Consider the following 25,067-nt stretch of genomic DNA (forward strand, 5'->3'; position numbering starts at 1 on the left):
CATTAGTAGTGAGAATGCGTTCAGCAAGTTTTTCTGGTACTTCTTGGAGATGATCTTCCAATGGAAAGAACCAACGCCTAAAGTGAGGGATTCAAGTATAATGATTATATTGATTAACTATTCTAGTTGTACCTAAAGATACTGCTCAAAAATTTCACAATTTCTTTGAGGAGGTTGAAATAAAATGACAGCAACTCAACCCACAAACCTTACTAATTCAAATCTTTATCATGAAGACTTTTATCTATGGATAGAAACTACAGCAAAACAATTAAGAAATGGTAACTTTGTAGAAATTGATTTAGCTAATTTAATTGAAGAAATCGAAAGTATGGGGAGAAGTGAAAAAAGAGCATTAAAAAGTAATTTATTAGTGTTATTAATGCACCTTCTCAAATATAAATATCAACCTGAAAAACGCAGTAATAGTTGGTTGTCTACCATGTTTGAACATAGACGCAGATTGAAAGAAGAATTAACTGAAAGTCCCAGTTTAAAAAAATATTTCTCTGAGGTATTTAGCGAGTGTTATCAAGATGCGAGAAAACTAGCATCCTTAGAAACAGACTTATCACTTGATACTTTTCCTGTAAGCTGTCCTTTGACTACAGATGAAATTTTAAATCAAGATTATTTACCAGAATAAAGTTGACGTTTCTTTCTCTGAACTTCTGCGTAAGAGCAAAAACAGAAGGTAGAACCTTCCTGATAGCATTCCCAGTCAGAGACTGGGAACGAGAATGAGATGAAACTACTTGCTGTTACCACTATTAGTAACTAAAATGCGTTCAGCAAGCTTTTCCGGTACTTCTTGTAGATGATCTTGTTCCCAATGGAAAGAACCAACGCCTAAAGTGAGCGATCGCAATTCTACAATAAAATTCTGCATTTCCGCTTGGGGTAAATATGCAGCCACATTATCCCAACCCGGCCAATCATGTCTACCTTCATAACCTAAAATCTGTCCCCGTCTACCACTCAAAAGCTGCAAAACTTTAGAAGTAAACTCACTGGGAGTATTCACATCTACCTTTAAAATCGGTTCTAACAGCGTTGGTTGTGCTTGAGGTATCCCCGTTTGCATTGCTAGACGTGCAGCTTGTTTAAAAGCTTGTTCCGAACTATCAACGGTATGATAAGAACCATTGGTTAATGTCACCGCAACATCCACCATTGGGTATCCTAAAGGCCCATGTGTGAGAAATTCCCGCACACCCATTTCTACACCAGGAATATATTGTCTGGGAACAACACCACCAACAATTTTTTCATTAAAATTGAAACCTTCCCCTCTGGGTAAAGGTTGAATATCTAAGAATACATCCCCAAATTGTCCATGTCCACCGCTTTGATGTTTATAACGTCCATGAACAGAATTTACAGGTTTGCGGATAGTTTCTTTATAAGGAACCTGGGGAAGATGAGTAGACATTGGTAAATTATATTTGCGTCGCAATCTATCTAACGCAACTTGCAAATGTATTTCCCCTTGTCCCCAAAGTATCACTTCATGAGTATCACCGTGTTGTTCCCAAGCTAAGGAACTATCTTCTTCTAATAATTTGCTAATAGCCGCACTCAGTTTTACCTCATCATTACGTTTTTCTGGTGTAATTGCTAAAGCAAAAACAGGTTCTAAATTTTCCGCTTTTGGTAATTCTTTTAAATGGGAATTTGTAGAAATTGTATCCCCAGTTTTGATTCCTTCCAACCTACTCACAGCGATAATTTCCCCAGCCACGGCTTGATTAACTTGCTGTTGTTGTTGTCCCATTAAGCGGTAAAGACCACCAGCACGAACGCCATTTAAAACAATCCCATCAGTTAATGTTCCTTGCCATACTCGCACCAGGGAAATTTTACCACCTTGGGGAGTGTAGAAAGTTTTGAGGACTTGCGCTAAAGGAGTATCACTGATTGTCTGTAAACGCCGTTCCATTGTCGTTTCTGGTTCTGGTGCTTCCCGCAGTAGTGCTTCTAATAAAGGTCTAACACCAAAATCTTGTTCTGCCACACCAAAGAAAACTGGTACAACTAAGTCTGCACCTAATTCTAGTTTTAAATCTTTGATAATTTCTTCTTGGGGTGGTTCAATATCTTCTAAAAGTTCTTCAAGTAAATGATCATCAAAATTTGCCAAAGCTTCTAACATTTCTGCTCTGGCTTGATGTTCTTCCGCTTTTAATTCTTCAGGAAATGGTATAGGATCAGCAGGTGCGCCAGCATGATATTGATAAGCTTGTTCGCTTACCATATCAATAAATCCTGTCAGTTGTTCCCCCTGCATAATGGGGTATTGGTGAAGCACTAAAGGACGGCTGGAAACTGCTTTTAGGGCATTTAATGTTTCTAAAACATGAATATTTGCCCTGTCCATTTTATTCACAAAAACGATGTGAGGAATTTCCCAATCATCGAGAAATTTGAATAATGGTGCTAATGTTAAAACTCTATCTTTGATCGGTTCGCAAACAACAATCGCCGCATCAACTCCGATTAAACTATTGTATGTTTCTTGGGCAAATTCTACTGAACCGGGACAATCTATAAATGTGAAGCGTGTATTTTCATATTCGGTACAAGCTGCGGATATCTCCACACTCATGCGGCGATCGCGTGCTTCGTTGGCACTATCTCCAACTGTGTTACCATCTTTAACGTTACCTTTGCGAGAAATCGCTCCGGTGACAAATAACAAACTTTCTAGTAATGTGGTTTTTCCACTCAAATAGGGTCCAACAATTGCCACATTCCGTGAACCGGATTTTACTTTTTCGTTCATAAACCCTCCTTTACGGTGATTCCCTCAACCGCATCATGTATATTCTCAGGAGTAATTCATTGATCGGACAGGAGAATTATTCCTGCGTTCTTTAATTTTTTATTATCCATCGTTTAATCTGAGTTTAAAAAAATCGTAGTTTATCGTAAGATTTAGTTTAAGTAATATTAAGCAATGCTAAGTTATATTCTAAATATAGAATTTTTATCAATAAATAAGATTGCAACCACATTTTTTAACTAGAAAAAGTAACTCAAGATGTTTTTATCTAGAAAATTTATGACCTTATCATTACAAAAATCTTCTATAATTGGAATTTCAACTTTTCTAGCAATAAGTGTAAATATTAAACCAGTATTCTCCACTTCTCCCCATCTCCCTACCTCCCCATCTCCCCATCTTCCCCTAATAGCCCAGACTCCCCGTCAAATTGCTTTAGACTGGTTAAATAAAGGCTTACAAGCGATTCAGGAGGGTAGGGTACAAGATGCGATCGCCGCTTTTCGTCAAGCAGCACAATTAGACCCGACATTAGCCGCAGCCTATTATAATTTGGGTCTAGCACTGCGACAAGCTGGACAATTGCAACCAGCAGCAGACGCATTTTATCAAGCAACGCAAGCAGATACCCAGTTTGCACCAGCCTTTGCAAATTTAGGTGGGGCGTTATTAGAAGGGAATAATTTACAGTTAGCAACTGATTATTTACAACGAGCGTTACAACTAGATCCAAAGCTGGGTTTTGCTTATTATAACTTAGGATTGATTAGAGAAATCCAAAAAGATGGGAATAGTGCGATCGCATATTTTCAACAAGCCATAACATATAGTCCTAATTCCCCAGAACCAGCCTATCATTTAGGCATTTCCTATCTGCAACAAGGACAAATAGAACCAGCAAAACAAGCCTTTATCAAAGCAATAGCCATAAATCCCAGATATGCAGAGGCTCATTATAACCTGGGGTCAATTTGGTTTAATCAGGGCAAATTTAACGAAGCATTAGCAGCATTTAGGAAATCAGCCGATGCAAATTCTAACTATGCCGATGCTTATTATGGGGCAGGATTAGTCTTTATACAATTAAAACAATATACAGAAGCAATGAAAGTATTTGAATATGCTAGAAATTTATATAAAAATCAGGGAAATTCCCAATGGGCGATAAATGCCGAAAAATTGTTAATACAAACACAAAAGTTAAATAACAATCTAAATAACAAACCACGCTGAGGCGGAAAGCATTAATATACTGTATGAGTGCAAACACAAAATACTGTCCTATCGCGCATCAAGAACGGAGAGACCGACAAAATGAGTTGGAATTTCAGTATTTAGATGAATGTGAGCAAAAGCAGCCTATGTCATAGTCAATAAGCCAATGGGTAGAAATAAAAATCATACCCAGATCCCCGACTTCTCAAAGAAATTGGGGATCTATCTTGTAGACTTCTGTCTGAGGGTAATATTTTTGTCAACTAGCAGGTAGATGAATCAAACTTTGAGAATCAGTATAAATTAAATAAACAGTTAAAGGAGCAAAAAAATAATGACCACTACCAAAACAAAAACTCAAGAGCCAATTAGTAATTTAGAGTACGATTTTATCACCGTTCTGCACAACAAAGCCGCAGCAGTGCAAGCTTATGAACGTTACATTAAAGATGCACAAGAAGCAAATTCCCAACCTTGTGTAGAACTATTTCAAAAATTGCGTCAGTCAGAAATTGACGAAGCGCACGAAATTCGTCAACATCTGCAACAAGTCATGGCAAAAGGAAAGATGTAAAGTTTAATTTGTAGGGTGCGTTAGCGACAGGTTGGCGCACCATTTATATTTTTGAAAAAGATTCTTAATATTTAGCACAGATAAAATTTTTTATGGCTCTTCCAAAATTTTTAATCCAACATCAATTCTATAGGAATCCTATTTGATTTTTGATAGCTTGCGTGGCGTAGCCATACAAAACTCGGTACACCTTTATATTCTCAAATCCTCTTGCCTCTTGCCTTTTGCCTCTTGCCTTCCTACATAGGAAAATTCAGGAATCAAACCGGATGCCTATATATTACCATGTTGAGAGTTAAATATATTTCCTATATAATAATAAGATTTATCATCTTTTTGATTATTTTTATTCACAATCTTTCTTTTAGTTATAAGAAATGTAGGTAGGTGATATCCATCTTCTAAAAATAGAATAAATGAAGGCGTACTCCTCTCATTTATATGTTCTTCTGATTCTTGTTGGAGATAAGTCCAATCATTGCCCTTTTGAGTGAAATTTTTAATAACATCAATAAATTCGGTATCACTCATTTTTTGTGTTTGTATTTTTAATTCTTGATAAGTTTTCATACTACTAAATTAACAAAGATTGATTAAATTACTTCTTATCCTGCAATATTTGGCAGGACTATCATAGATTACCAATAAACTCTTCAGCAGTGACTCGTGCTTGCTTGAGAATCCCACTTAAAGTACCAACCTTCAACTCACGATGTAGAGGAACAACACAACCAATTTCACCATCTGCTGTTTCCCTTTTCATAACAACATGACTTCCAGTTTGTCGAACTTCCTCAAATCCTAAACGTTCCAGCGCACGAATCGCTTCTCTACTTGAGATTCGCGGTAATCTAGGCATGACTAACCTCAATACTGGTTACATATCTAGGAGAAGTTTCAGGTAAAGGAAATTCTTCTAAATAAAGCCGTGTTGCTTCCTTCAAACCTGCGATCGCTTCTTCAATCGTTTCTCCTTGATCAACTGTCCCAACTTCTGGGCATTCAGCTATATACATATCATCTTCTTTATGAACAATCACTGTAAAGCTACGAGACTTCATCATAATTTTCCTAGAGTTTAAATTTTCTCATCTAATCCAAAATATATCTCAAAAACTTCGCATCTTTGCGCGTTCGCGCAGCGTGCCGTAGGCATAACACAACTCATACTGTTATTATACAATCATGAAAAAACAATACCCCTCTCCGCCATCGGAAAGGGGTAAATCACAGATTCAAAATCAGCACTACCTAATAAGCATCTTGCAACTCATAGAAATCAGGCGAGATGTAATCCTTGCGTAAAGGCCAACCTACCCAATCTTCCGGCATCAAAATCCGCTTCAAATTGGGATGACCTTCATAGATAATACCGAGCATATCGTAAGACTCACGCTCTTGCCAGTCCGCAGTCTTCCAAATCCAGTACACTGAAGGCACAGTGGGATTTTCTCTAGGTAAGAACACCTTTACCCGGACTTCTTCTGGCTTATCAGCATTATCACTTACCTTCACCAAGTGATAGACACTGACCAATTCCTGTCCAGGACCCAAGTCAATACCTCCCTGAAATTGGAGATAATTAAACCCGTAAGCGTACAAAGCTGTAGCAGTAGGAAGCAAAAAATCTGCGTCTACCTTAATAATCTCTACCCCATTAGCATCAGGGGCTAAAGATTCATGGTCAAAGCCATTTTCTGTCAACCATTGGGAAACCTGACCCGCTGGAACTATAGACTCTTCAGCCGCTGGAACTATTTTAGATTCTTCATCAGCCACGCTTTTCTTCCTCCTTTGTCTTGGATGTCAGCAACGCCGGGGGTACAGGCATACCAATTGCTTCGGTCAATTCCTTGGGCGGATTGAAGCGAGTTCCTGACTGCATATACTTACCAGTTAAAATCTCTGGTACTGGCTTCATGCTGTGAGTTGTACTGTAATAGCGGTGGGTTTGCTTGATTTGACCCCGTTCTTGCATTGAATCGTTAGCAATTTTTTTCCGCAACTTAATAATTGCATCAATAATCGCTTCTGGACGGGGAGGGCAACCAGGTAAATACACATCCACCGGAATTAGTTTATCAACTCCGCGCACAGCTGTAGGTGAGTCAACACTGAACATCCCGCCTGTAATTGTACAAGCACCCATAGCAATTACATACTTGGGTTCGGGCATTTGTTCATAAAGACGCACCAATTGAGGAGCCATCTTCATGGTAATTGTACCAGCGGTGATAATTAAATCAGCTTGACGGGGGCTAGAACGAGGAATTAATCCAAAACGGTCAAAGTCAAAACGAGAACCAATTAAAGCTGCAAATTCAATGAAGCAGCAAGCTGTACCAAATAGCAACGGCCACAAGCTAGAAAGCCGCGCCCAGTTGTAGAGGTCATCAACGGTAGTTAAAATCACGTTCTCTGACAGTTCTTGAGTAACTGTAGGACGCTCAATCGGGTTGATGATTCGCTCTTTGTCCTGGGTGGTTATATTAGAATTCAAGACCATTCCAATGCTCCTTTACGCCATGCGTAAACTAAAGCGACTACGAGAATCGCAATGAAAATTAACGCTTCAATAAACGCCAATAAACCCAATCGGTGGAAAGCTACCGCCCACGGGTATAAGAAAACAGTCTCAACGTCAAAGACGACAAAGACTAAAGCGAACATATAGTAGCGAATGTTGAATTGAATCCAGGCACCACCAATGGGTTCCATGCCGGATTCATAAGTTGTGCGCCGTTCTGGGCTGAAGCTACTAGGTCTGAGGAGTTTGGACGCGGAAAGCGCCAGGGCTGGTACTAGGCTACAAAGGAGGAAGAAGCCTAGAAGATATTCGTAACCGTTGAGGACAAACACAATGGATATCTACCGCTGATGGTGGAAATAAAGCTGTGAGTTTCTTTTACATTATATCTTTTAGGGTTTTCTGAAATCTGGGAAACAGACGTGCTGCTTGTATTTGATTCAGTTTTGAGAGTGATAGAAAAGTCTAACAATTATGTCATAATTTTTAACGTATCTTTAAGATTTCCATCTGAGAGGCTTTAGCCATGAGCGAACAAGCTGAACAAGCTATTGAAACTCCAGTGTTAGATAGGTATGAGTGTCGCTCCTGCGGTTATGTTTATGAACCCGAAAAGGGAGACGACAGCCATGATATTCCTGCCGGGACACTGTTTTCTGAACTACCTATAAATTGGCGTTGTCCAGTTTGTACGGCCAAGAAGGTAGCTTTTGCCAATATTGGACCGTCAGGTACAGCATCTGGTTTTAAAGAAAACTTAGGTTACGGCTTGGGTGTAAATAAACTTACTCCCGCGCAAAAGAACATCTTGATATTTAGCGCTTTAGCTCTGGGCTTTTTGTTTTTTATCAGTCTTTACGGCTTACAGTAAAACCCGCTTGGGGAGATGGAGAGAATGTCTTCTTTTGCCTTCTGCCTCTTGTCTTTGCTGTTACACCTTAAATAAAACCTCTGTAAATTTAGATAAACACTAAGAAATACTGATGCATTCAATTGTAAAGAAGTGGCAAGGAATATTTGCCGCGCTCATAGTAGTCCTAGCCTGTATAGGTTGTAGCAAAGTTCCTTCTGTTAGCTTTAATCCCTGGGAAGTTATTAATGTGCCAACCGAGGCGAAACTTTTCGATATTGCTTTTACTGATAACCCTAAACATGGTTATTTAGTTGGTAGTAATGCGACTCTGTTGGAAACCAATGATGGTGGAAATACTTGGCAACCGCTACAATTAGCTGTAGATGAGCCAAAATCTCGATTTGATTCAGTAAGTTTTGCAGGTAAGGAAGGTTGGATAGTTGGAGAACCTTCTTTGTTGCTGCATACAACTGATGAAGGTAAATCTTGGTCTAGTCTGCCCTTGAATCAAAAGTTACCTGGTAGCCCAATTTTGATTACTGCTTTGGGTGAAAATACAGCAGAAATGGCTACTGATGTGGGAGCTATTTATAAAACTACAGATGGTGGTCAAAACTGGAAGGCACAAGTAGAGGCTGCTGTTGGTGTGGTGCGTAACTTGGAGCGATCGCCTGATGGTAAGTATATCGCTGTTTCCTCTAAAGGTAGTTTTTACTCTGTCTGGGAACCAGGACAAGCAGCTTGGGACCCCCATAACCGCAATAGTTCTAGGCGTTTAGAAAATATGGGTTTTGCTAATAATGGCCAGTTATGGTTATTAGCGCGGGGGGGTCAAGTTCAATTTAGTGATTTGACTAAACCTGATGAGTGGTTGGATGTAGAATATCCAGAGTTGGCTACTAGCTGGGGTTTACTAGATTTAGCCTATCGTACACCTGAAGAAATCTGGATTGGTGGTGGTAGCGGCAATTTGCTACGCAGTACCGACGGTGGTCAAACCTGGGAAAAAGACCGTGAGGTTGAAGAAGTGGCTGCTAATTTGTACAAGATTGTATTTTTTAGCCCTGATCAAGGTTTTATCATTGGCGATCACGGTATTCTGCTCAAATATAACCCCAATGCCAATTCATCATCCCCACCAGAGGCTGCTTAGTTACAAGGTGGGTTAAGAGATGATAACCTTTTCTGAGAAGAACGTTGCAACTTGTAACTCTTTCTAAACTTTGTAGGATAATAAACTCAATAGTAGTTTTTGTGAAGGTAGTCACTTAAATGTCAGGTACCACTGGAGAGCGTCCATTTTCGGACATTGTTACCAGTATTCGTTACTGGGTAATTCACAGCATCACCATTCCAGCTTTATTCGTTGCTGGTTGGTTATTTGTTAGCACTGGACTGGCTTATGATGCCTTTGGCACACCCCGTCCTAATGAGTATTTCACTCAGGTGCGTCAAGAAGTGCCTATTGTGAAAAACCGTTTTGAAGCTAAAAAGCAAGTAGAAACATTTATCGGAAAGTAATTTGAGATCATGGCAAGCGGCAATAACATCAATCAACCAGTTACCTATCCAATTTTTACAGTCAGATGGCTTGCAGTTCACACTTTAGGTGTGCCAACTGTCTTCTTTTTGGGCGCGATCGCCGCAATGCAGTTTATTCAACGCTAGGAGCAACTCATGGATAGATCGCCAAATCCTAATCAACAACCAGTTGAGTTAAACCGTACTTCTCTGTACCTGGGACTTCTACTAATTTTCGTTCTAGGGATTCTTTTCTCCAGTTACTTCTTTAACTAACTGGAACTGTCACCGCTAATTTCTGTTGATTTGTTGTTAAGGGAGGAGAAAACTGTGTCTGGAAGTGGGAGAATTCCCCTGTGGGTTGTCGCTACAATCGCAGGTTTAGGTGTAATTACTGTTGTAGGTATCTTCTTTTATGGTGCCTACGCCGGCATAGGTTCTTCTTTATAAGACTAACCTAATCCACATTTTTGTGGAAAAACAAACTTTAAAAAACCGCCTGTCTCCAAGAGATCGGCGGTTTTTTAGGTAAAAATGGGTAATTGGTGATTTGGTAATGGGAATATAAGAGGTAACTAATTATCCCTAGTCCCCACCACCTAATTAAGCGATATCTTCACGTTCAATGTATAAAAATAAGAACGCGAAAACTACTGCTGGTAAAACTAGACCAGTCAAAGGAACGAAGATGGAAGGTAAGAACGAAGAATAAGCCAAGATAGAGGGCAAAAATGAGCCTGACATAATAAAGAATCCTTTGAAGTCACACTACAATTCAAAATGAGCTTACTGCAAAATTCTCACTATTTTTGCAAATTCTCAAGATTTTTAACAGTTAGTAACTTTGCTCTCAAATCTCTCTGGATAAATTATCACTTGTAGCAAATATAACTCGTCTTTTCTGCAATCCATGTCCGACATTTTTGAGGAAAGCAGCAAGACATTAGTATTTGATTGAGGATAAAGACATTATTTCATGCGATCGCTACGCCCATCACAGGCATTGCACTTTATAATAGATGCTGATTCTGTGCAATCTAACCTTCACTGATGGTTAATCTTTTTGTTGTTTTAACCAAACTTCTAAATCTGCTAAAGTTGAAAAATCAAATAAAACATCTCTTAATACTTCTAACTCTTGCAGAGATAATTCCTGAAAATTTTCTCTCAATGATGGATTAACTTCACCAAAACGATAATTGAGAAAACTAGTAATCCATTTTAAAGCTTCTTGTTTTTCAACTTTTTGTAAAATATCTTGATCAATTACTAACCGTTGGATAATATCCTGTGGGAAAAATAGCATAATAATATCTTTTTCAAATTTTAATCCTGCTAAAATTTCTGTATACCCTGCTATATTATTTCTTTCACCTATTTGTCGTTGTGCTGTTTGCTCTAATACCCTGTGTAGATTATTTTTGGTAACTTTTTCACCTAAAGCTTTCGAGAGCGATCGCCAAAGCTCAGAACCAACGTCTTTGATGTGACCTGGATCATAATCAGAATCTACAGCCATATCTAAGTAAGTCTGTCCTGTCCAAGATTTACGAAACACAAGTTCTTGAACTTTTGTTAAGCATCCCCGCTCTAATAATTGTTCGACTAGTGCGATCGCTTCTTCAACTATCATTTACCAACTCAAAAATACCAATATCACCAGAATATTTTCACTATAAGCTTAATTTAGTAAAAAAATTGTTGTAGATATACCAAAAACATCCGACTTTTTTCCGACCTTTGCTGACCATCAAATTTTATCCAAAGCAGTAGATTATTTACATAAGCAATATTCATATCCCCAACTTTTCAGAGGGGATATCACACAAGCGATGCATACAATATTGACGTAGGCTCTCGTAGAAAAAAAGAGCGAAACTATCACACAATATCACTCAGCAACAACAATGAATAAACAATTAGCAATTGGTATGACCTTAGCTACACTCACCTTGGGAATAGTTGTAGCACCCTTTAGCTATCATGAACAGAAGGTATTAGCAGTTAATTTTAATACTGTTGTGCCTAACTTTGTTCCTCGTTTAAAGCTCGAAGGGAATGTAGCCACACTGTTAATTCCCAAAGATTTAATGGAAGGGGTTTTAAGACAAACCCTAAAAATTAATGAACAGCGATTAAAAAATACAAATTTTAATCGTTTTACCTTAAAAGATACAGACTGCAAAATCGTAGGAGATAAATTACAAGTTAGTGGAGTAATTCAAGCAGAACATAGAGAATTTATTTTCAAAAATCCTGTAACTGGAAAGAAACATTATACTCCTTGGGTATCTGCCAGCGGAAGATTAACCCAGCTATTTAGCATTCAAATTAGTAATAACAAAACAATAGTCAGTAATATAGGAGATCCTAAATTAGAAGGATTAGAAGGAAGATGGTATGCCGAGGGAGTCAGTTTAGCAGGTCAATATCTTGGTTCTAAACTTGCACCTCAATTAACTCAAGAACTAAGCATATTTAATGGACTAGATATACGACAATTTGCAATCGTATCTGGAACTTCTTTAATAGCTTCTAAGCTAGGGATTGAGGAAGGATTAGTCAAAACAGCTTTAGAAAAGCAAATAGGACCGATTAATGCAGGAATTAACAATCAATCTGATTTTTTCATGACTTTTACCTTACCTCAACTAAAATAAAGCCGATATAGGTAGATTGCAATACTTGTCGGTTAAGCTCAAAACAATGAAATTATGTAGGTTGGGTTGAGGAACGTTCACGCAGTGTGCCGAAGGCATAACCCAACATTTATAAGGGTTTGTTGGGTTTCACTTTGTTCAACCGAGCAGTATTGAGGTAGATTGGCTAAAGCAAAATTCAACCTGATATTTGTTGTTACCTAAGCCGATCATTTCATCTAATCGGACTAAAAGTTAATAGAACTTACGCAAGTATCACAATCAAATCTCTTGTAGGGTGCTTCAGATGCCGAGAATATGTTGATACTAACCAATTTATAAATCTGACGCACCATACTAATCTCCCATCTGTGTAAGTCCTAGTTAAAAAAGATTGCAGATACTAATTAAATTTGATGTTGCAGCCAACATTAAATTACGTTTTGTCATGCCAAATCTGCAATAGTTTCTCCTGCTTGATACTTACTTATTCGCCATGATTCGAGGCTCTAAAAATGAAATCTCAACTAGTGTCTGCATTAACTATTTTTACCTTATTAGGACTATCACAGCAAGCAAAAGCATACAATATTGAAGCCTGTGCAAAAGACCCAATGACCATGCCTGAAAAAATTAACTTACTTCAACCTATAGATCAAAAAATGGTTAGTTGTATTCCTCAATTGGATGCAATTGCCAGTCAATGGCAATCAACAGCAAATAGAATTTTATCTAGCATTAATGTAGTAAAAATAGGTAATGAGAGTGAAAATCAGATTGAAAAGCTTGAATATAATGTCATAGGTAAGACAATTTCTTTAATTATAAATATTCGGGCTAAACATACTTGGAATAAGACAATTCCCGCGGTAAAAACAAAAGTTCCTGTAAATAAATGGCGTTGGGTAGATGTTCCTTATCCCGATGTCAGAATGAATAAACAATGTGTAGGAAGTGGTAGATTTAAAGCTTGCACAAAAGTACCAGAATATTTTACTAATTATCGCAGAGAAAAAGTGCCTTATGTAGAAATGGAAATAAGGACAATCACACCAGAACAAGTTGTATCTGCGACTGCTTCAACTACTTGTAAATACGATTACACTTTTAATGTGTTAACCTCTGAACGTAAACCTATTATTAACTGTGGTCAGGGTAATCTTGGTAACTACAAAGTAGATGCCAGCGCAATTACGAATATTCTCAATGGAGAAATGCCTACCTTGGGTAGTTTATTAACTACAGTGAGTTTTACACCACCTTTATTTAAAGACGCAAATCGTGATACTTACAATGATGTCAAAAACGAAATAATTGCTAGTCATGCAGGTTCAATAGTCTATTTTTCTTCAGAATCATTTGTTAATTGGGCATCGGCAGAAAACCAAGGAATTAATGTAATTGCTTCTATTCTTTCAGGTGGTACATATAGTGCAGAGTTTATTCGTCAAATTGAGGAGAAATTAAGAACTGAAATTACCTTTATGAGTATTTTCTTTTCTCAAACTGCCATCAACTTAAGTGTTGAACAAATCGTATTAATGATGACAGAAAAACAAACACAGAATTTGCTTGGTTATAAAGTTTCTGTAAAAGTCGTAAACACTCCTTATATAATTCAAAAATGTATAGTTAACAGCAATGATTGTACTCCTACAATCAAGTCACCACGTTTAGGTTTTGCTATTATTGCCACCAAAATTTAATAGTAATGTGATTAATGCTGATAAGTCTAATTTGTAAGTTAGTCATACCTCAGCATTTTCTTTATTATCAGGACTGACGCAAAAATAAGGTTTTTAGTCAAATCTTGCGTAAGTCCTAATTATATTTAGCAAACCGACAGTTTTTGCATAGCGTGTTGCTAACAGGACTTACACAACTGGCATATCATTAAGGTGCATCAGACCTATATATTGGTTAATATCAGCAGATTTTCCACATCTGACGTATCCTACAAGAGACTAGATTGTGATACTTGCGTAAGTCCTATACAATTCAGATTACCGGAGGTATCACCAGGCAATATTTAGGTAAAAAATCTACTAGCTAGACTCTATAATGATAGAACATTATAAAAATCAAGAACATACCATATTTCACGGCGATGCTATCAGCATTTTATCAAATCATATTCCTTCAGAATCAGTAGATTTAATTTTTATCGATCCTCCCTATAATATAGGTAAAAAATTCGGTAATTTTCATGATAAATGGGAATCAGAAGCAGAATATGTAAATTGGTCATATCAATGGCTTGATGAATGTATTCGTTCATTAAAACCCCATGGTTCACTCTATGTAATGACAAGTACCCAAGCAATGCCTTATTTTGACATTTACTTGAGAAAAAAATTAACCATTCTCAGTCGGATAATATGGCATTACGATAGTTCTGGAGTGCAAGCCACAAAATACTTTGGGTCAATGTATGAACCTATTCTGCATTGTGTAAAAAATAAAAATGATTACATTTTTAATGCTGATAATATCAAAATTGAAGCAAAAACAGGCGCACAACGTCAATTAATTGATTACAGAAAATCAATCCCAACTCCCTATAATACAGAAAAAGTCCCCGGTAATGCTTGGTATTTTCCCCGTGTGAGATATCGCATGGCAGAATATGAAAACCATCCTACACAAAAACCAGAGTCATTATTAGAAAGAATCATTTTAGCAAGTAGTCATGCAGAAAGTTTAATACTTGATCCTTTTGCTGGAACTTTTACAACTGCTGCTGTAGCTAAACGCTTAGGGAGAAAATCCATAAGTATTGAATTGCAAGCAGAATATCTAAAAATTGGTTTAAGACGGGTTTTAGATATTCAAGAATATAAAGGAGAAAAACTTTTACAACCTCATAAAAACTATAAGCATTCAAGTTGTGAAGATTAAGGAATTAATACAGCACTTTGCGCGTCTATCTAACACAGGTTATATCTTAATTTTCCAGTTGCCGTCCTAAATTATTGTGCCTAATTTACGGAAATTGCTGTATTTACTAGTATAATTATAGAAATTTTTGGGTAATTTACGTAAATCTTCTATAGTAGCTGGTTAACTGTATATGTATTAATCATATAATAATCAGCCAATGCCACCAAATAGCGCGTTATTAAGTGGCAGCACACCTAACTAGTATCAAAAACAATTATATATATAGTAAAGGTAACATTTCACCAATGGGCAAAGCAATCGGTATTGATTTGGGAACAACTAACTCTGTCGCTGCTTTCAAGTTGGCAGAAGTAGAAGTGGTGACAGCTAACGATAACACACCCCCAGATCGGAAACTCACTCGTTCTGTAATTGCTGATGACCAAGGTAAATTTTTGGTGGGAGAACAGGCTTATAACCAACTAAGGCATGATCCAGAAAATGTAATTGTTTCTATCAAACGTTTGATGGGTAGGGGTTTTGGGGATTCAACAGTTCAAAAACAAAAATCGGAATTTGGTTACAAAATTGCCCAACCGACTCAGGGAACAGACAATAGTATTGCGGTGTGGTTAGGAAGTCAAGAATACCAACCAGAGGATATTTCAGCGGAAATTCTCAAAAAAGTGGTGCAGAATGCCCAAGCTTATCGTCAAGGATTCGGTAAAACGTCGGAAGTGATTGACCAAGCGGTAATTACCATCCCTGCATATTTTAACGATAAGCAACGCTACGCTACCCGCACTGCTGCACTAAAAGCTGGACTCACTCCTTTAGAACTGTTACCAGAACCGACTGCGGCGGCAATATCCTACGGTTTTTCACCTAATAGCGATGATGTCAAGACGATTTTGGTCTATGACTTTGGCGGTGGTACGTTTGATGCTTCAGTAATTACCGCATCTGGAACTCAATTTATCGAACAGGGAAAGGCGGGTGATTTGTGGTTAGGTGGTGATGATATCGACTCACGTTTGATCAAGTTTGTGAAAGAAAAAGTCGCGCAGCAAGAAAGAATTAATGATATTGATAGCTTGATTGCGAAAATGCCCTATTATCAAAAAGTACGATTTAATGCTGATTTAAAGGTAGCGGTAGAACGGGCAAAAGTAGAATTAAGTAATTCTCAAATGGCGCGAATTAACCCCGCTACTCAATTACTTGATGAATTAGGAATTGCTATTCCTATTGAGGTAGAAATTACCCGCCAGCAATTTGAAGAAATGATTGGTGATTTGGTGGAAAAAACTCTACAAATTTGTCGCCAAGCTTTGGAATATGCTGAATATCATTTGGAAATGGTAGATGTGGTTTTGTTGGTGGGTGGTTCTTCCCAAATTCCTCTGGTACAACGCAAACTGAAGGATGTTTTTGGTAATAAAGTATTACTTCATCCGCGACCGATGTATGCAGTAGCTGAGGGTGCGGCTATTGTGGCTGCTGGACAAACAGATAAAGTAACTACTGTTTCCCGCGATTATGCAATTAAATTGGCAGATGGTAAATATACCAAGGTAATTAATCGTGGTGATATTTTGCCTGTAACGACATCCCACACTTTTAAAACTGTGGCTGAAGGACAGCGGTTGATTCATTTTCAGTTTTTTAGTCCTGATGAAGTGGGTAATAAATATGATGAAAGAATTGGGGAAATGTGGCTGGGTTTAGAGAAAAAATTTCCAGCAGGAACAGAAATTACTGTTTATTTAGAATTGGATGAAAAAAATAGCGATTTAAAAATGACGGCTATTTTGAAAAATAATCCTTCAGTAAAAGTTAGTTGTAATTTTTCTCGTGGTGGTGCTGATGAAAAGATATATAAAGAATTAGAGGAAGCAATAGAGGAACTCAACAATCAAAATCTAACTGCTTTTGGTGTGGAAGAAGCTTTAAAATTAGCAGTACCAGTTGTGCAGTCAGCTAACCAAATTATTGATTTAAAGTCAGGAGAAGAACGGATCGATTTACGCGATCGCGCTGGAGAAAATTTGCGGAAGTTTAAAATTAATATGTCTTCAGAACGGTTAGAAGCTGAGACTTTGATAAATGAATGCGATCGCATAATGAAACTGTGCGATTTTATGATTCCTGAACCACAGCAAGAAAGATTACAAAGGTTGAGTCAAGAATTAATTTCTGCTATTCAGCATAATAATCTCTCGGCAATGGAAAATAAAAGTGAAGAAGCTAGACTAGAACTGAATAATTTACCCGATGCAGTCAAGATTATTCAAGCTTGTGTTCTTGCTATCCAACAAGCTAATGTAGTTGCACCTACCCAAGCAAATGCTATGTCTGATAAACTCTACCGTATGCTTAAAGCGATGGAAAATGGTGATACCAATGAATCGGAAATATTATTGCGTGAACTACAACCAGATGTACAACATTGGCTAAATCAAGACTTACCCAGTAACAGCATTGTCACAGGACTCACAAAATGAATACTAAACTGAACTGTCCTGTGTGTGGATATCAAGAACTTGCAGGTGACATTTGTCCTAATTGTGATACTGATCTTGCTCTAATTCGCACACTTCATGATTTACTCCCAATTGAAAAAAAACCACTACAAAAAAAAATTAATAGTTGGACTTTGGGAGTTGCTTTTTTAATGCTAATCATAGGTATTAGTTTGGGAGTTGGAGGAAGTTTTTTGATCATGCAACCTCGTCTATATAATGCAAATATTGCTGTTCCTAATTCTACAGTAGTTAGTAAATCTAAATCACCAAACAATACTCTACAGCCAAAATTACTAACATCAAATATCTACATTGTGAAACCAGGAGATAACCTAAGTTTAATTGCTGAAAAATTCTGTGGAAATGCTAATACTTGGGAAAAGATCGTTAAAGCCAATCCCCAATTGCAAAACCGCGAAAACTACTATATAGATCCGGAGGAAGAGTTAAAAATTCCCAACTGTCAGGAGACAACTGAATGAATATCCTGGATAGCCTCAAGGAAGCAAGCCAAAAAGCTGAAAAATTGGCAGCAGATAAGCAGCTGCGAGAAGCTGTAAACACTGCGGAAATAGCCCTAAATCTTTGGGCTGAAAAACCTAGTTTTTGGGAACGGTTGCTGGGAAAATTATTAATCAGTAATCTTGTGGAAAGGTTAGAACAACAATCAAAAGAATGGCGTAAACAACTCACAGAAGCAGATAAACTTGCTGATAGAGCTAAGTTGATTTTGAGTCATGATACTGGTGATCCTTTAGCAACTCAAGCTTTATCGGATGCCCTGGGTATTTATCAGCTATATAGTAGAATTATTAAAGATGAACAAGTATTAAAAACTATTCAACAATGCCAACAAGAATTGCAACAGCGACAGCAGTTTCAATTATTAGTAACGCAAGGAAATTTATATATAGAAAACCGCTTTTTCAAAAATGCGATTACTACTTATCAAGAAGCTGAAAGATTATACTCTACAGATGCAATCAAACAAGCTATTTCTGATGCTATTACCCTAGTTTCCCAAGAAGAAATTTATAATTCTGCTTACCAAAAAGCAAAGCAAGCTGAATCTCAAGGAAAATTACAGGGAGCAGTGACAATTTTAGAATCTGCTTTAATAGATTTTCCTCGTGCTGATGGATTTGATTTACTCCAAAAACTCAAAACTACAGTTCAAGGTAGAGAGTTCTACCGTCAGGGTTTAGCAGCAGAAAAAGTTGGTGATTTCCCCAGAGCTAAATATTTATATGAAAATGCTAAATCCTTTGTACCTGATTTTCAAGATTGCCAAATTCGTTTAGGTTTAGTAGCAATTAAAATGCAAGATTGGGCAAATGCACTATCTTATTTACAAGGTGTATCAGGACAACAAGCTGCTTATCTGCGAGGTTTTTCACTAGCTAAACAAGGAAATTTGCAGTTAGCTTATCGAGAATGGCAAGATATATCTTCTGAATCAATAACTGAGCAACGAGAAATTCTGAAACACTTTTCTCAATATCAACGTTTGTTATGCTTACATCATATTGAAGAATTGATCAGGGCTGAAAAATTAGAGCAAGCTAAAACAGCCAGTATAGAATTTATCCAAAAATTTGGTAATAATGCTTTAGTAGAAGCTAATTTGCAAGAATATATTCAACCAAGTTTAGAAGTCAAAATTTGGAAAGATTCAAACTGGGACAATATTGCTAATAAAATGAAACATTTCTGGATTGTTAATCCTAATATCATTACTTTGCACAATTGGACAGTAACAACTTATTACTATTCCCAAAAATATCCTCATAAATTAGTGGATTTTATTATTGCTTTATCTACAAGTCTAGCAAATTTAACCAATGATTATAGCCTCAAAGATATTCCTTGGTTGGGGAATAAAGCTGTAGATTATCCAGCGGTATCTTTAGAATTAAAACGTCGATTAGAAGTAGCCATTGATTATATCAAAGATAAGGATATTGAGAATTATTTAAATCTGCGCGATCGCTATCGTTGGGAAATAGTTGCGCTCAGATTTATGGGAGAACCTGCCAATTCAGGAATGCAAGTCAATGATGTATTCATCACTCCAGCCTGTTATCATAGATTTAGTTCCCAATGGCAAAATATTATCGTATATAAAATACATCCTCATCAAAAAATTCTTCATTCCCTTTATACAAATTGGGGATTAGCTGTAGCCGCTTGCTTAGAAGGAGACTTTCAAAGAGCTATTCAAATTAAACCTACAACTAAACCGACTATTGGAGTTGAAAAATTTGCTGATGATTTCGTTGCTTATTACGAAGGTTGCTATTATTTACAACAGCAAAAATGGCAACAAGCAATCCCAAAACTCAGGCAAGCAAAAGCAGAAATTAAAGATAATCAAGATTGGCAACAAGAACTAGATAAACTTTGTCATTCTCAACGTCAAATTATCTCGGATTTTTCTGAACATTTAGAATTTGCTCAATTCTGGTATGATATTATAGATAGTGACTATTCTCGCAGTTATTTGGCTGAATATCAAGCAGAAGAAATTAGACAAAAACTTGTTGATGAGCAAATTTCTCTCAATCAAGCTCTAAAAAAGCTGCAAGAAATTAAAAAAATTGATCACAGTAATCCCGTTGTTAATGATATTATAGAAAGTATTGAATTCAATCAGGAATTAGAAGAAATTAATTTGCTGTTCAAATCTAGACAGCATGAAGCAATGGTGAGAAAAGCTAGACATTCAAAACGAGAACGAATTCGTTATGTTGTAGCTGAATTTTTTATAGATATATTAATTAATGGATTAAAAGAAGGTAGTTTAGATGATCATGAAGTCATGCTACAACTAGGACGTTGGGCTTATGAAATATGTCCAGATGAACCAGAATTTCAAGAAATTTACCGGGGTTTAAAGTTGTGTTAAAAAGTCAGAGTAATTTTAGGTTTTAGATTTGGGAATGGATATGGAAAATAACCCCTACGATATATTAGGTGTATCTCAAGCCGCATCAAAAGCAGAAATTACCAAAGCTGTAGCTTTAGCTATGAAGCGCAAGCAATATCCGATAGATGTGATTGCTAAAGCCCAAAAGAGCTTGATGAAATCAGAAGAAAGAATTATTGCTGATTATCTGCGTCCGATCTTACCAACTATTAAGCGATTCAAATATAGTGATTTATCAGCTTTAAAACAACCAGCACCCACTTTATCTTTATTACCAGAATTTGATGATTTAGATTTAGCGATCGCACAAGCCAGCCAACAAGAAAACCTAGAACGGGAACCCTTACCCCTACCCTTATCAGAATTATTTACCCAAGGCGTTGCTGCTTGTCAAGAGGGACGTTACCCAAAAGCGATAAAATACTTGGAAGACTACTGCCATACTTGTAGAGAACGCAATAGCCAAGATTATCTGCAAGCTACAATGTGGTTGATTAAAGCCTATCAAATGGGTGGACAATTACAGAGAGCGATCGCCCTTTGTCAGTCCTTGATTAATCATAGTCATCCCCAAGTCAACACTTGGGTTAAAAAAATCTTAGCAATATTAACTAAAGAGAGTCGCCGTGTCTGACTTAAATACAACTTATTTTATCAACCAAGAATTACGCAATCTACTTATTCAAAAACTTGGTAATCTCGAAAAAGAAAATGTTGTTTTACAGCAATCTTTACGAGAACAGGAAACCAAAAAAACAGCAGAAACCGAAGATTTATTTTTAGAACTTTTGGAAGTTGCTGATGCATTAGACGCATTACTAGACTATCTGCAAAACAACCCTAACCCCAGTCCAGAATTTATAGAACGCTTACCCCGTTCCATAGCCGCAGTTAATCGCAAGTTTCTGAGCGTACTTGGAAAACGTCAACTCATACCCATAGAATTAGAAAATACAGAACCAGATTTTAACCTATGTCGTGTAATTGATCGAGAAGAAAGAACAGATGTTCCAGACCAAACGATTACAAAAATAGTCCGTCGTGGATTTCGGTGGGGTGAAAAGATTTTGCGCCCTACAGAAGTAATTACCGCCAAAGTAGAACCAAATTTAGAATCAAGTGTAGATGGTAATGTAATATAGACGAAACTATAAATTAAATAAGAACTCAGAATACCCTGCGGGAAGCAAGCTACAGAATGCAATCAGTGATGGATTTGGTGGAGGAATTAAACCCGTTCATTCGCCAGTCGCACAGAATTCAATTCTGACTCCTGACTCCTAAATTCTTTCTTGTTAATATTCAGATTATTTGTATGGGTTCACACAGAACCAAAATTACTAATAATTCTACCTTTAAACAGAAAGTGATCATAAAATTCAGATCGACTTAGACATCAAAAGAATTTTAAGTTCCCTGTTCCCTGTTCCCTATTCCCTGTTCCCTAATATAGTTCCAATTTTAAACTCCCCGAAAAATTGTATGAATCCTCACAAAAGTAATATTAAAGAAACTTCCACATCGCCAAAAAAATGGAGTGGTTGGCAAGAAAATTTTACCTTAATAGCGATCGCACTCACCTTAGCATTGCTGATTAGGACATTTATCGCCGAACCCCGGTTAATCCCATCAGAATCAATGTACCCCACCTTACACACAGGCGATCGCTTGGTCATAGAAAAAGTATCCTACCGTTTTCAGCCTCCCAAAACTGGCGATATCGTCGTATTTCAATCACCACCAGAATTACAACGTCGCGGATATGACAAAAATCAAGCCTTTATCAAGCGCGTTATCGGTCGGCCAGGAGAAGTAATTAGTGTTTCTCAAGGTAAAGTTTACCTCAACGGTCAACCCTTACAAGAAGAATACATTGCAGAACCCCCTAATCAACCATTTCCACCAGTTAAAGTTCCCGAAGACGCATTTTTTGTCATGGGAGACAACCGTAACGACAGCAATGACTCCCGCTACTGGGGCTTTTTACCCCGCAAAAACCTCATCGGTCGCGCCACTTTTCGCTTCTGGCCTTTAGACCGCATCGGTTTAATTTAGTCATTGGTCATTGCTGAAAATCTTTCTCCCATCTCCCCTGCTCCCCTGCTCCCCTGCTCCCCATCTCCCTTCTTTCTAAAACCGCAAATAATACATTAACTGTGCGATCGCCTCACCAGACAGTTGTAACCGTTGCTGAAAATCAACCAGATTGCGGTAAGACCCTTGGTTGAGGCGATTCTGTACCACTGCTTGCGCTAGAGATAAATCCATCAACGGAATATTCATCAAAGTTTCTACCGTTGCTGTATTTGGATTAATGTGCTTAGTATTAACTAAAGATTCATCATCATAGTAATTAAAATTTAGCAGTGGTTTGAGAGGTTCTACTCGATGAACCGGTACACTTAACGCCGCAGCAATATCTTCAATACAGTAAAATTTTACACCAGAACGTGAAAGTTCCACAAGCGATCGTCCTTGGTGAATAGACAAACCCGGTAAGCGTAGCCAATCATCTACACTTGCTTGATTAGCATCAATACGCATCCCCAATTGTGCCGCCATCTGAATTTCTTCCCCAGATTGTAGACGATAGTAAGGATCATTGAGCAATTTAGCACGGAGTTTTTGCAATTTGAGATTGATCGGTAGCCAGTTATTCATTGTGTTACTTACGTCACGAAATTTGATCAAGCATCTGGCGGCGTTTTTGCTCAAATTCATACTCAGAAATTAATCCATCTTGGCGGAGTGCATCCAACTCACGCAAAGCATTAGCTACTGATTCTATGTTATTACTTACCTGTGGGGAACTCTTCACCACTGACTGACCTAAATTAAAATTCCGGTCAAAAGCGTCTTCATCTTGGGTGAGATACCAAACCCCTTCTATAGCACTAGCGACCTTAGGAATTGGTGTCCAAGATAACAAGACATACAAAATTCCCCATAATGGCTGTCCCAAATAAAATTTGTGTAAACCTGAAATTGTAACTGTACCAGAAAAAGCTAGAATAGCAGCAATACTTCGACTTTTCCGTTTAGTTAACATCATCTCCATCAATCTCCAAATACCAAAACCCCGAACATGAGACACCCCTAACCCATACTTACTTGTATTAATTTAACCTTAGTATAATTTAGGAGAAAAAACACATATCTGAATCTATTGTATGGATTTAGCCGACAGGTAACTGCTACTCTTGACAATCTAGGTAAATTAAATTCTAACTGCATCAATACATATAAAATAAATGATCACTTAAAATAGTAGAAAATCTACACCAATTTACCTAATTCCCAAGAAAAGTCTGCATTTAGCTTTGATCATACTTTAAAGCTTTTATTTGCAAATATTACAACAATGTCCCAAAACTCCCTTCCACCAGAAATACTTGAATTACTTATTGACCCCTATGCTGTGTTGGGAGTTTCTGTGAACGCTGATGATCGTCAGATTTATAAGCGTTATCATGCTTTAGCAAAGCAATTACATCCTGACAACTATATAAATATTGAAAGTACCGATAAAGAACTGTCTAGAATTATATTAACTCGTTTAATCAATCCTGCTTACCAGCTATTAAAACAAGAGAAGAAACGTCTAAACATAGTATCGACATTACAATTAAAAGCAACATCCTTAGATAAGCAGAGCTTATCCGAGTTAAAAAAAGCTATAAATATGCAAATTATGCCAGTTTCAGCACAAGAAGCTGATTTCTTTTATGAACAAGCGATCGCTGCTTGCGTAGCATCCCAATATAAATCCCTGCAAAAATCACATCAAATAACTAAGTATATAACTAAACTAAATTTAGTTTATCTATCCCTATCAAAAAACAACAACCTTGAAACACAAACAATAACAAAAGAATCCAAATCAATTGTCCCTCGTCCAGAAATCCCAAAAGTTACACTGGTATTATCTGAAGACAATAATTCTAAACCCTCTGCCATCAACTACGCTCAACGACACTACGAGCGAGCTGTTCAGTATGCACAACAAGCACAATGGGCGCTGGCGGTCAAAGAACTGCGTGATGCCATCAAATTAGAGCCAAACAACAGCGACCATTACGCCTTACTAGGAGTAGTGCATTTTCAACAGAACTTCCCAGGAATGGCAAAAGTTTATATACGTCAAGCCTTAAAACTCAATCCAAAGCACCCACTAGCCTTGAAATACGCAACTCTACTGAAAATGGAAACCGCTGACAAATCTAATCCTAAATCGATCTCAAAAGCTTTAAGCATAGCCAGCTTATTAAGTCGCTTTCTCTCAGGTCATGATTCTTGAAGGAGGCAGGAGGCAGGAGGCAGGAGGCAGGAGGCAGGAGGCAGGAGGCAGAAGGCAGGAGGCAGGAGGCAGGAGGATAAGAAGAAAATATTTCCCCCATCTCCCCCATCCTCCCCATCTCCCTCATCCTCCCCATCTCCCTCATCCTCCCCATCTCCCCCATCCTCCCCATCTCCCTCATCCTCCCCTGTTCCCTGCCTAAACGAGAAGACTTTCTCAGCAAACCCTACATCGGTCAAGTAGTGGAATTTCGGTAAACAACCGTACTAAACCCGAAGCTTATTCCCCAGATGAGTCCCCTAGACTAAAATATGAATAGAGGAAAAAT

General features: G+C 37.6%; 30 protein-coding genes. 19 read left to right on the plus strand and 11 right to left on the minus strand.

The genetic code is table 11. The features are described 5' to 3' along the window. The first annotated feature begins 184 nt into the window (after positions 1–184). Positions 185–646, plus strand: a complete 462-nt coding sequence (locus tag ACLLO5_RS23235; RefSeq protein WP_413172861.1) for a DUF29 domain-containing protein — start codon at positions 185–187, stop codon at positions 644–646. 105 nt (positions 647–751) lie between these two features. Here the strand turns inward: ACLLO5_RS23235 and ACLLO5_RS23240 are convergent, their stop codons facing one another. Then, complete coding sequence (locus ACLLO5_RS23240) at positions 752–2,782, minus strand: elongation factor G (protein WP_413172862.1); 2,031 nt, start codon at positions 2,780–2,782, stop codon at positions 752–754. A gap of 279 nt (positions 2,783–3,061) precedes the next feature. Here ACLLO5_RS23240 and ACLLO5_RS23245 point away from each other — a divergent pair, with 279 nt between their 5' ends. Further along, positions 3,062–4,015 carry a tetratricopeptide repeat protein gene (locus tag ACLLO5_RS23245; RefSeq protein ID WP_413172863.1) on the plus strand — a complete coding sequence of 318 codons (954 nt, stop codon included), beginning with the start codon at positions 3,062–3,064 and terminating at the stop codon, positions 4,013–4,015. A gap of 316 nt (positions 4,016–4,331) precedes the next feature. Continuing rightward, the gene (locus ACLLO5_RS23250; RefSeq protein ID WP_413172864.1) at positions 4,332–4,571 is read left to right on the plus strand and encodes a hypothetical protein; all 240 of its coding nucleotides are present in this window, start codon (positions 4,332–4,334) and stop codon (positions 4,569–4,571) included. A 273-nt stretch (positions 4,572–4,844) separates the two neighbouring features. Here ACLLO5_RS23250 and ACLLO5_RS23255 read toward each other — a convergent pair whose 3' ends face one another. The 6 genes from ACLLO5_RS23255 to ndhC form a co-directional block, all read right to left on the minus strand. Further along, positions 4,845–5,141: a hypothetical protein gene (locus tag ACLLO5_RS23255; RefSeq protein WP_413172865.1), complete on the minus strand. Its 297-nt coding sequence runs from the start codon at positions 5,139–5,141 to the stop codon at positions 4,845–4,847. A 61-nt stretch (positions 5,142–5,202) separates the two neighbouring features. Further along, positions 5,203–5,430 carry a type II toxin-antitoxin system HicA family toxin gene (locus tag ACLLO5_RS23260; RefSeq protein WP_413172866.1) on the minus strand — a complete coding sequence of 76 codons (228 nt, stop codon included), beginning with the start codon at positions 5,428–5,430 and terminating at the stop codon, positions 5,203–5,205. Continuing rightward, positions 5,423–5,635 (minus strand): type II toxin-antitoxin system HicB family antitoxin, encoded by a 213-nt coding sequence (locus ACLLO5_RS23265; protein WP_413172867.1) that lies wholly within the window; start codon positions 5,633–5,635, stop codon positions 5,423–5,425. The genes ACLLO5_RS23260 and ACLLO5_RS23265 overlap by 8 nt, the downstream gene beginning before the upstream one ends. A gap of 187 nt (positions 5,636–5,822) precedes the next feature. After that, positions 5,823–6,350, minus strand: coding sequence for an NAD(P)H-quinone oxidoreductase subunit J (locus tag ACLLO5_RS23270; RefSeq protein ID WP_413172868.1), 528 nt, complete (start codon positions 6,348–6,350; stop codon positions 5,823–5,825). Further along, complete coding sequence (gene ndhK / locus ACLLO5_RS23275; protein WP_413172869.1) at positions 6,343–7,077, minus strand: photosynthetic/respiratory NAD(P)H-quinone oxidoreductase subunit K; 735 nt, start codon at positions 7,075–7,077, stop codon at positions 6,343–6,345. The genes ACLLO5_RS23270 and ndhK overlap by 8 nt, the downstream gene beginning before the upstream one ends. Continuing rightward, positions 7,068–7,430 (minus strand): photosynthetic/respiratory NAD(P)H-quinone oxidoreductase subunit C, encoded by a 363-nt coding sequence (gene ndhC, locus ACLLO5_RS23280; RefSeq protein WP_413172870.1) that lies wholly within the window; start codon positions 7,428–7,430, stop codon positions 7,068–7,070. Before ndhC ends, ndhK begins: the two co-directional genes overlap by 10 nt. Before the next feature lie 194 nt (positions 7,431–7,624). On the opposite strand from ndhC, the gene ACLLO5_RS23285 reads away from it, so the two are divergent. The 6 genes from ACLLO5_RS23285 (at position 7,625) to ACLLO5_RS23310 (ending at position 9,922) form a co-directional block, all read left to right on the plus strand. After that, positions 7,625–7,969 carry a rubredoxin gene (locus ACLLO5_RS23285; protein ID WP_413172871.1) on the plus strand — a complete coding sequence of 115 codons (345 nt, stop codon included), beginning with the start codon at positions 7,625–7,627 and terminating at the stop codon, positions 7,967–7,969. A 112-nt stretch (positions 7,970–8,081) separates the two neighbouring features. Further along, a complete protein-coding gene (locus ACLLO5_RS23290; protein WP_413172872.1) occupies positions 8,082–9,104 on the plus strand; it encodes a photosynthesis system II assembly factor Ycf48 in 1,023 nt (340 codons plus the stop codon). Positions 9,105–9,223: 119 nt separating this feature from the next. Next, positions 9,224–9,472 carry a cytochrome b559 subunit alpha gene (gene psbE / locus ACLLO5_RS23295; RefSeq protein ID WP_013190557.1) on the plus strand — a complete coding sequence of 83 codons (249 nt, stop codon included), beginning with the start codon at positions 9,224–9,226 and terminating at the stop codon, positions 9,470–9,472. A gap of 9 nt (positions 9,473–9,481) precedes the next feature. Then, positions 9,482–9,619: a cytochrome b559 subunit beta gene (gene psbF, locus ACLLO5_RS23300; protein ID WP_013190556.1), complete on the plus strand. Its 138-nt coding sequence runs from the start codon at positions 9,482–9,484 to the stop codon at positions 9,617–9,619. A 9-nt stretch (positions 9,620–9,628) separates the two neighbouring features. Further along, the gene (locus ACLLO5_RS23305; RefSeq protein ID WP_083389546.1) at positions 9,629–9,748 is read left to right on the plus strand and encodes a photosystem II reaction center protein L; all 120 of its coding nucleotides are present in this window, start codon (positions 9,629–9,631) and stop codon (positions 9,746–9,748) included. Between the two features lie 54 nt (positions 9,749–9,802). Next, the gene (locus ACLLO5_RS23310; RefSeq protein WP_013190555.1) at positions 9,803–9,922 is read left to right on the plus strand and encodes a photosystem II reaction center protein J; all 120 of its coding nucleotides are present in this window, start codon (positions 9,803–9,805) and stop codon (positions 9,920–9,922) included. 153 nt (positions 9,923–10,075) lie between these two features. Here ACLLO5_RS23310 and psaI read toward each other — a convergent pair whose 3' ends face one another. Both psaI and ACLLO5_RS23320 read right to left on the minus strand, forming a co-directional pair. Further along, on the minus strand, positions 10,076–10,216 hold the full coding sequence (gene psaI, locus ACLLO5_RS23315) for a photosystem I reaction center subunit VIII (protein ID WP_190558249.1): 141 nt from the start codon (positions 10,214–10,216) through the stop codon (positions 10,076–10,078). 310 nt (positions 10,217–10,526) lie between these two features. Beyond that, the gene (locus ACLLO5_RS23320; protein WP_413172873.1) at positions 10,527–11,105 is read right to left on the minus strand and encodes a DUF4351 domain-containing protein; all 579 of its coding nucleotides are present in this window, start codon (positions 11,103–11,105) and stop codon (positions 10,527–10,529) included. A 274-nt stretch (positions 11,106–11,379) separates the two neighbouring features. Between ACLLO5_RS23320 and ACLLO5_RS23325 the strand changes: the two genes are divergently transcribed. The 9 genes from ACLLO5_RS23325 to lepB all read left to right on the plus strand — a co-directional run bounded on the left by ACLLO5_RS23325 (position 11,380) and on the right by lepB (position 22,497). Then, positions 11,380–12,132, plus strand: a complete 753-nt coding sequence (locus tag ACLLO5_RS23325) for a hypothetical protein (RefSeq protein ID WP_413172874.1) — start codon at positions 11,380–11,382, stop codon at positions 12,130–12,132. Positions 12,133–12,626: 494 nt separating this feature from the next. Then, entirely contained in the window at positions 12,627–13,817 is a 1,191-nt protein-coding gene (locus ACLLO5_RS23330) for a hypothetical protein (RefSeq protein WP_413172875.1), read from the plus strand. Positions 13,818–14,172: 355 nt separating this feature from the next. Next, positions 14,173–15,009, plus strand: a complete 837-nt coding sequence (gene yhdJ / locus ACLLO5_RS23335) for an adenine-specific DNA-methyltransferase (RefSeq protein ID WP_413172876.1) — start codon at positions 14,173–14,175, stop codon at positions 15,007–15,009. 287 nt (positions 15,010–15,296) lie between these two features. Next, positions 15,297–17,495, plus strand: coding sequence for an Hsp70 family protein (locus tag ACLLO5_RS23340; protein WP_413172877.1), 2,199 nt, complete (start codon positions 15,297–15,299; stop codon positions 17,493–17,495). Then, positions 17,492–17,998 carry a LysM peptidoglycan-binding domain-containing protein gene (locus ACLLO5_RS23345; protein WP_413172878.1) on the plus strand — a complete coding sequence of 169 codons (507 nt, stop codon included), beginning with the start codon at positions 17,492–17,494 and terminating at the stop codon, positions 17,996–17,998. Before ACLLO5_RS23340 ends, ACLLO5_RS23345 begins: the two co-directional genes overlap by 4 nt. After that, positions 17,995–20,421, plus strand: a complete 2,427-nt coding sequence (locus ACLLO5_RS23350; RefSeq protein WP_413172879.1) for a peptidase M, neutral zinc metallopeptidase site — start codon at positions 17,995–17,997, stop codon at positions 20,419–20,421. Before ACLLO5_RS23345 ends, ACLLO5_RS23350 begins: the two co-directional genes overlap by 4 nt. Before the next feature lie 40 nt (positions 20,422–20,461). Next, complete coding sequence (locus ACLLO5_RS23355) at positions 20,462–21,076, plus strand: molecular chaperone DnaJ (RefSeq protein WP_413172880.1); 615 nt, start codon at positions 20,462–20,464, stop codon at positions 21,074–21,076. Continuing rightward, positions 21,069–21,584 (plus strand): nucleotide exchange factor GrpE, encoded by a 516-nt coding sequence (locus ACLLO5_RS23360; protein ID WP_413172881.1) that lies wholly within the window; start codon positions 21,069–21,071, stop codon positions 21,582–21,584. The genes ACLLO5_RS23355 and ACLLO5_RS23360 overlap by 8 nt, the downstream gene beginning before the upstream one ends. A gap of 340 nt (positions 21,585–21,924) precedes the next feature. After that, the gene (gene lepB / locus ACLLO5_RS23365) at positions 21,925–22,497 is read left to right on the plus strand and encodes a signal peptidase I (protein ID WP_413172882.1); all 573 of its coding nucleotides are present in this window, start codon (positions 21,925–21,927) and stop codon (positions 22,495–22,497) included. A 75-nt stretch (positions 22,498–22,572) separates the two neighbouring features. Here the strand turns inward: lepB and ACLLO5_RS23370 are convergent, their stop codons facing one another. Further along, complete coding sequence (locus tag ACLLO5_RS23370; protein ID WP_413172884.1) at positions 22,573–23,103, minus strand: helix-hairpin-helix domain-containing protein; 531 nt, start codon at positions 23,101–23,103, stop codon at positions 22,573–22,575. Positions 23,104–23,116: 13 nt separating this feature from the next. Next, positions 23,117–23,491 (minus strand): NINE protein, encoded by a 375-nt coding sequence (locus ACLLO5_RS23375; RefSeq protein WP_413176169.1) that lies wholly within the window; start codon positions 23,489–23,491, stop codon positions 23,117–23,119. Positions 23,492–23,803: 312 nt separating this feature from the next. Between ACLLO5_RS23375 and ACLLO5_RS23380 the strand changes: the two genes are divergently transcribed. After that, positions 23,804–24,739, plus strand: a complete 936-nt coding sequence (locus ACLLO5_RS23380; protein ID WP_413172885.1) for a J domain-containing protein — start codon at positions 23,804–23,806, stop codon at positions 24,737–24,739. The last annotated feature ends 328 nt before the right edge of the window (positions 24,740–25,067 follow it).

The sequence above is a fragment of the Anabaena azotica SJ-1 genome, from assembly GCF_047275885.1.
In the GTDB taxonomy this organism is placed as follows: Bacteria; Cyanobacteriota; Cyanobacteriia; order Cyanobacteriales; family Nostocaceae; genus Trichormus_B; species Trichormus_B azotica_A.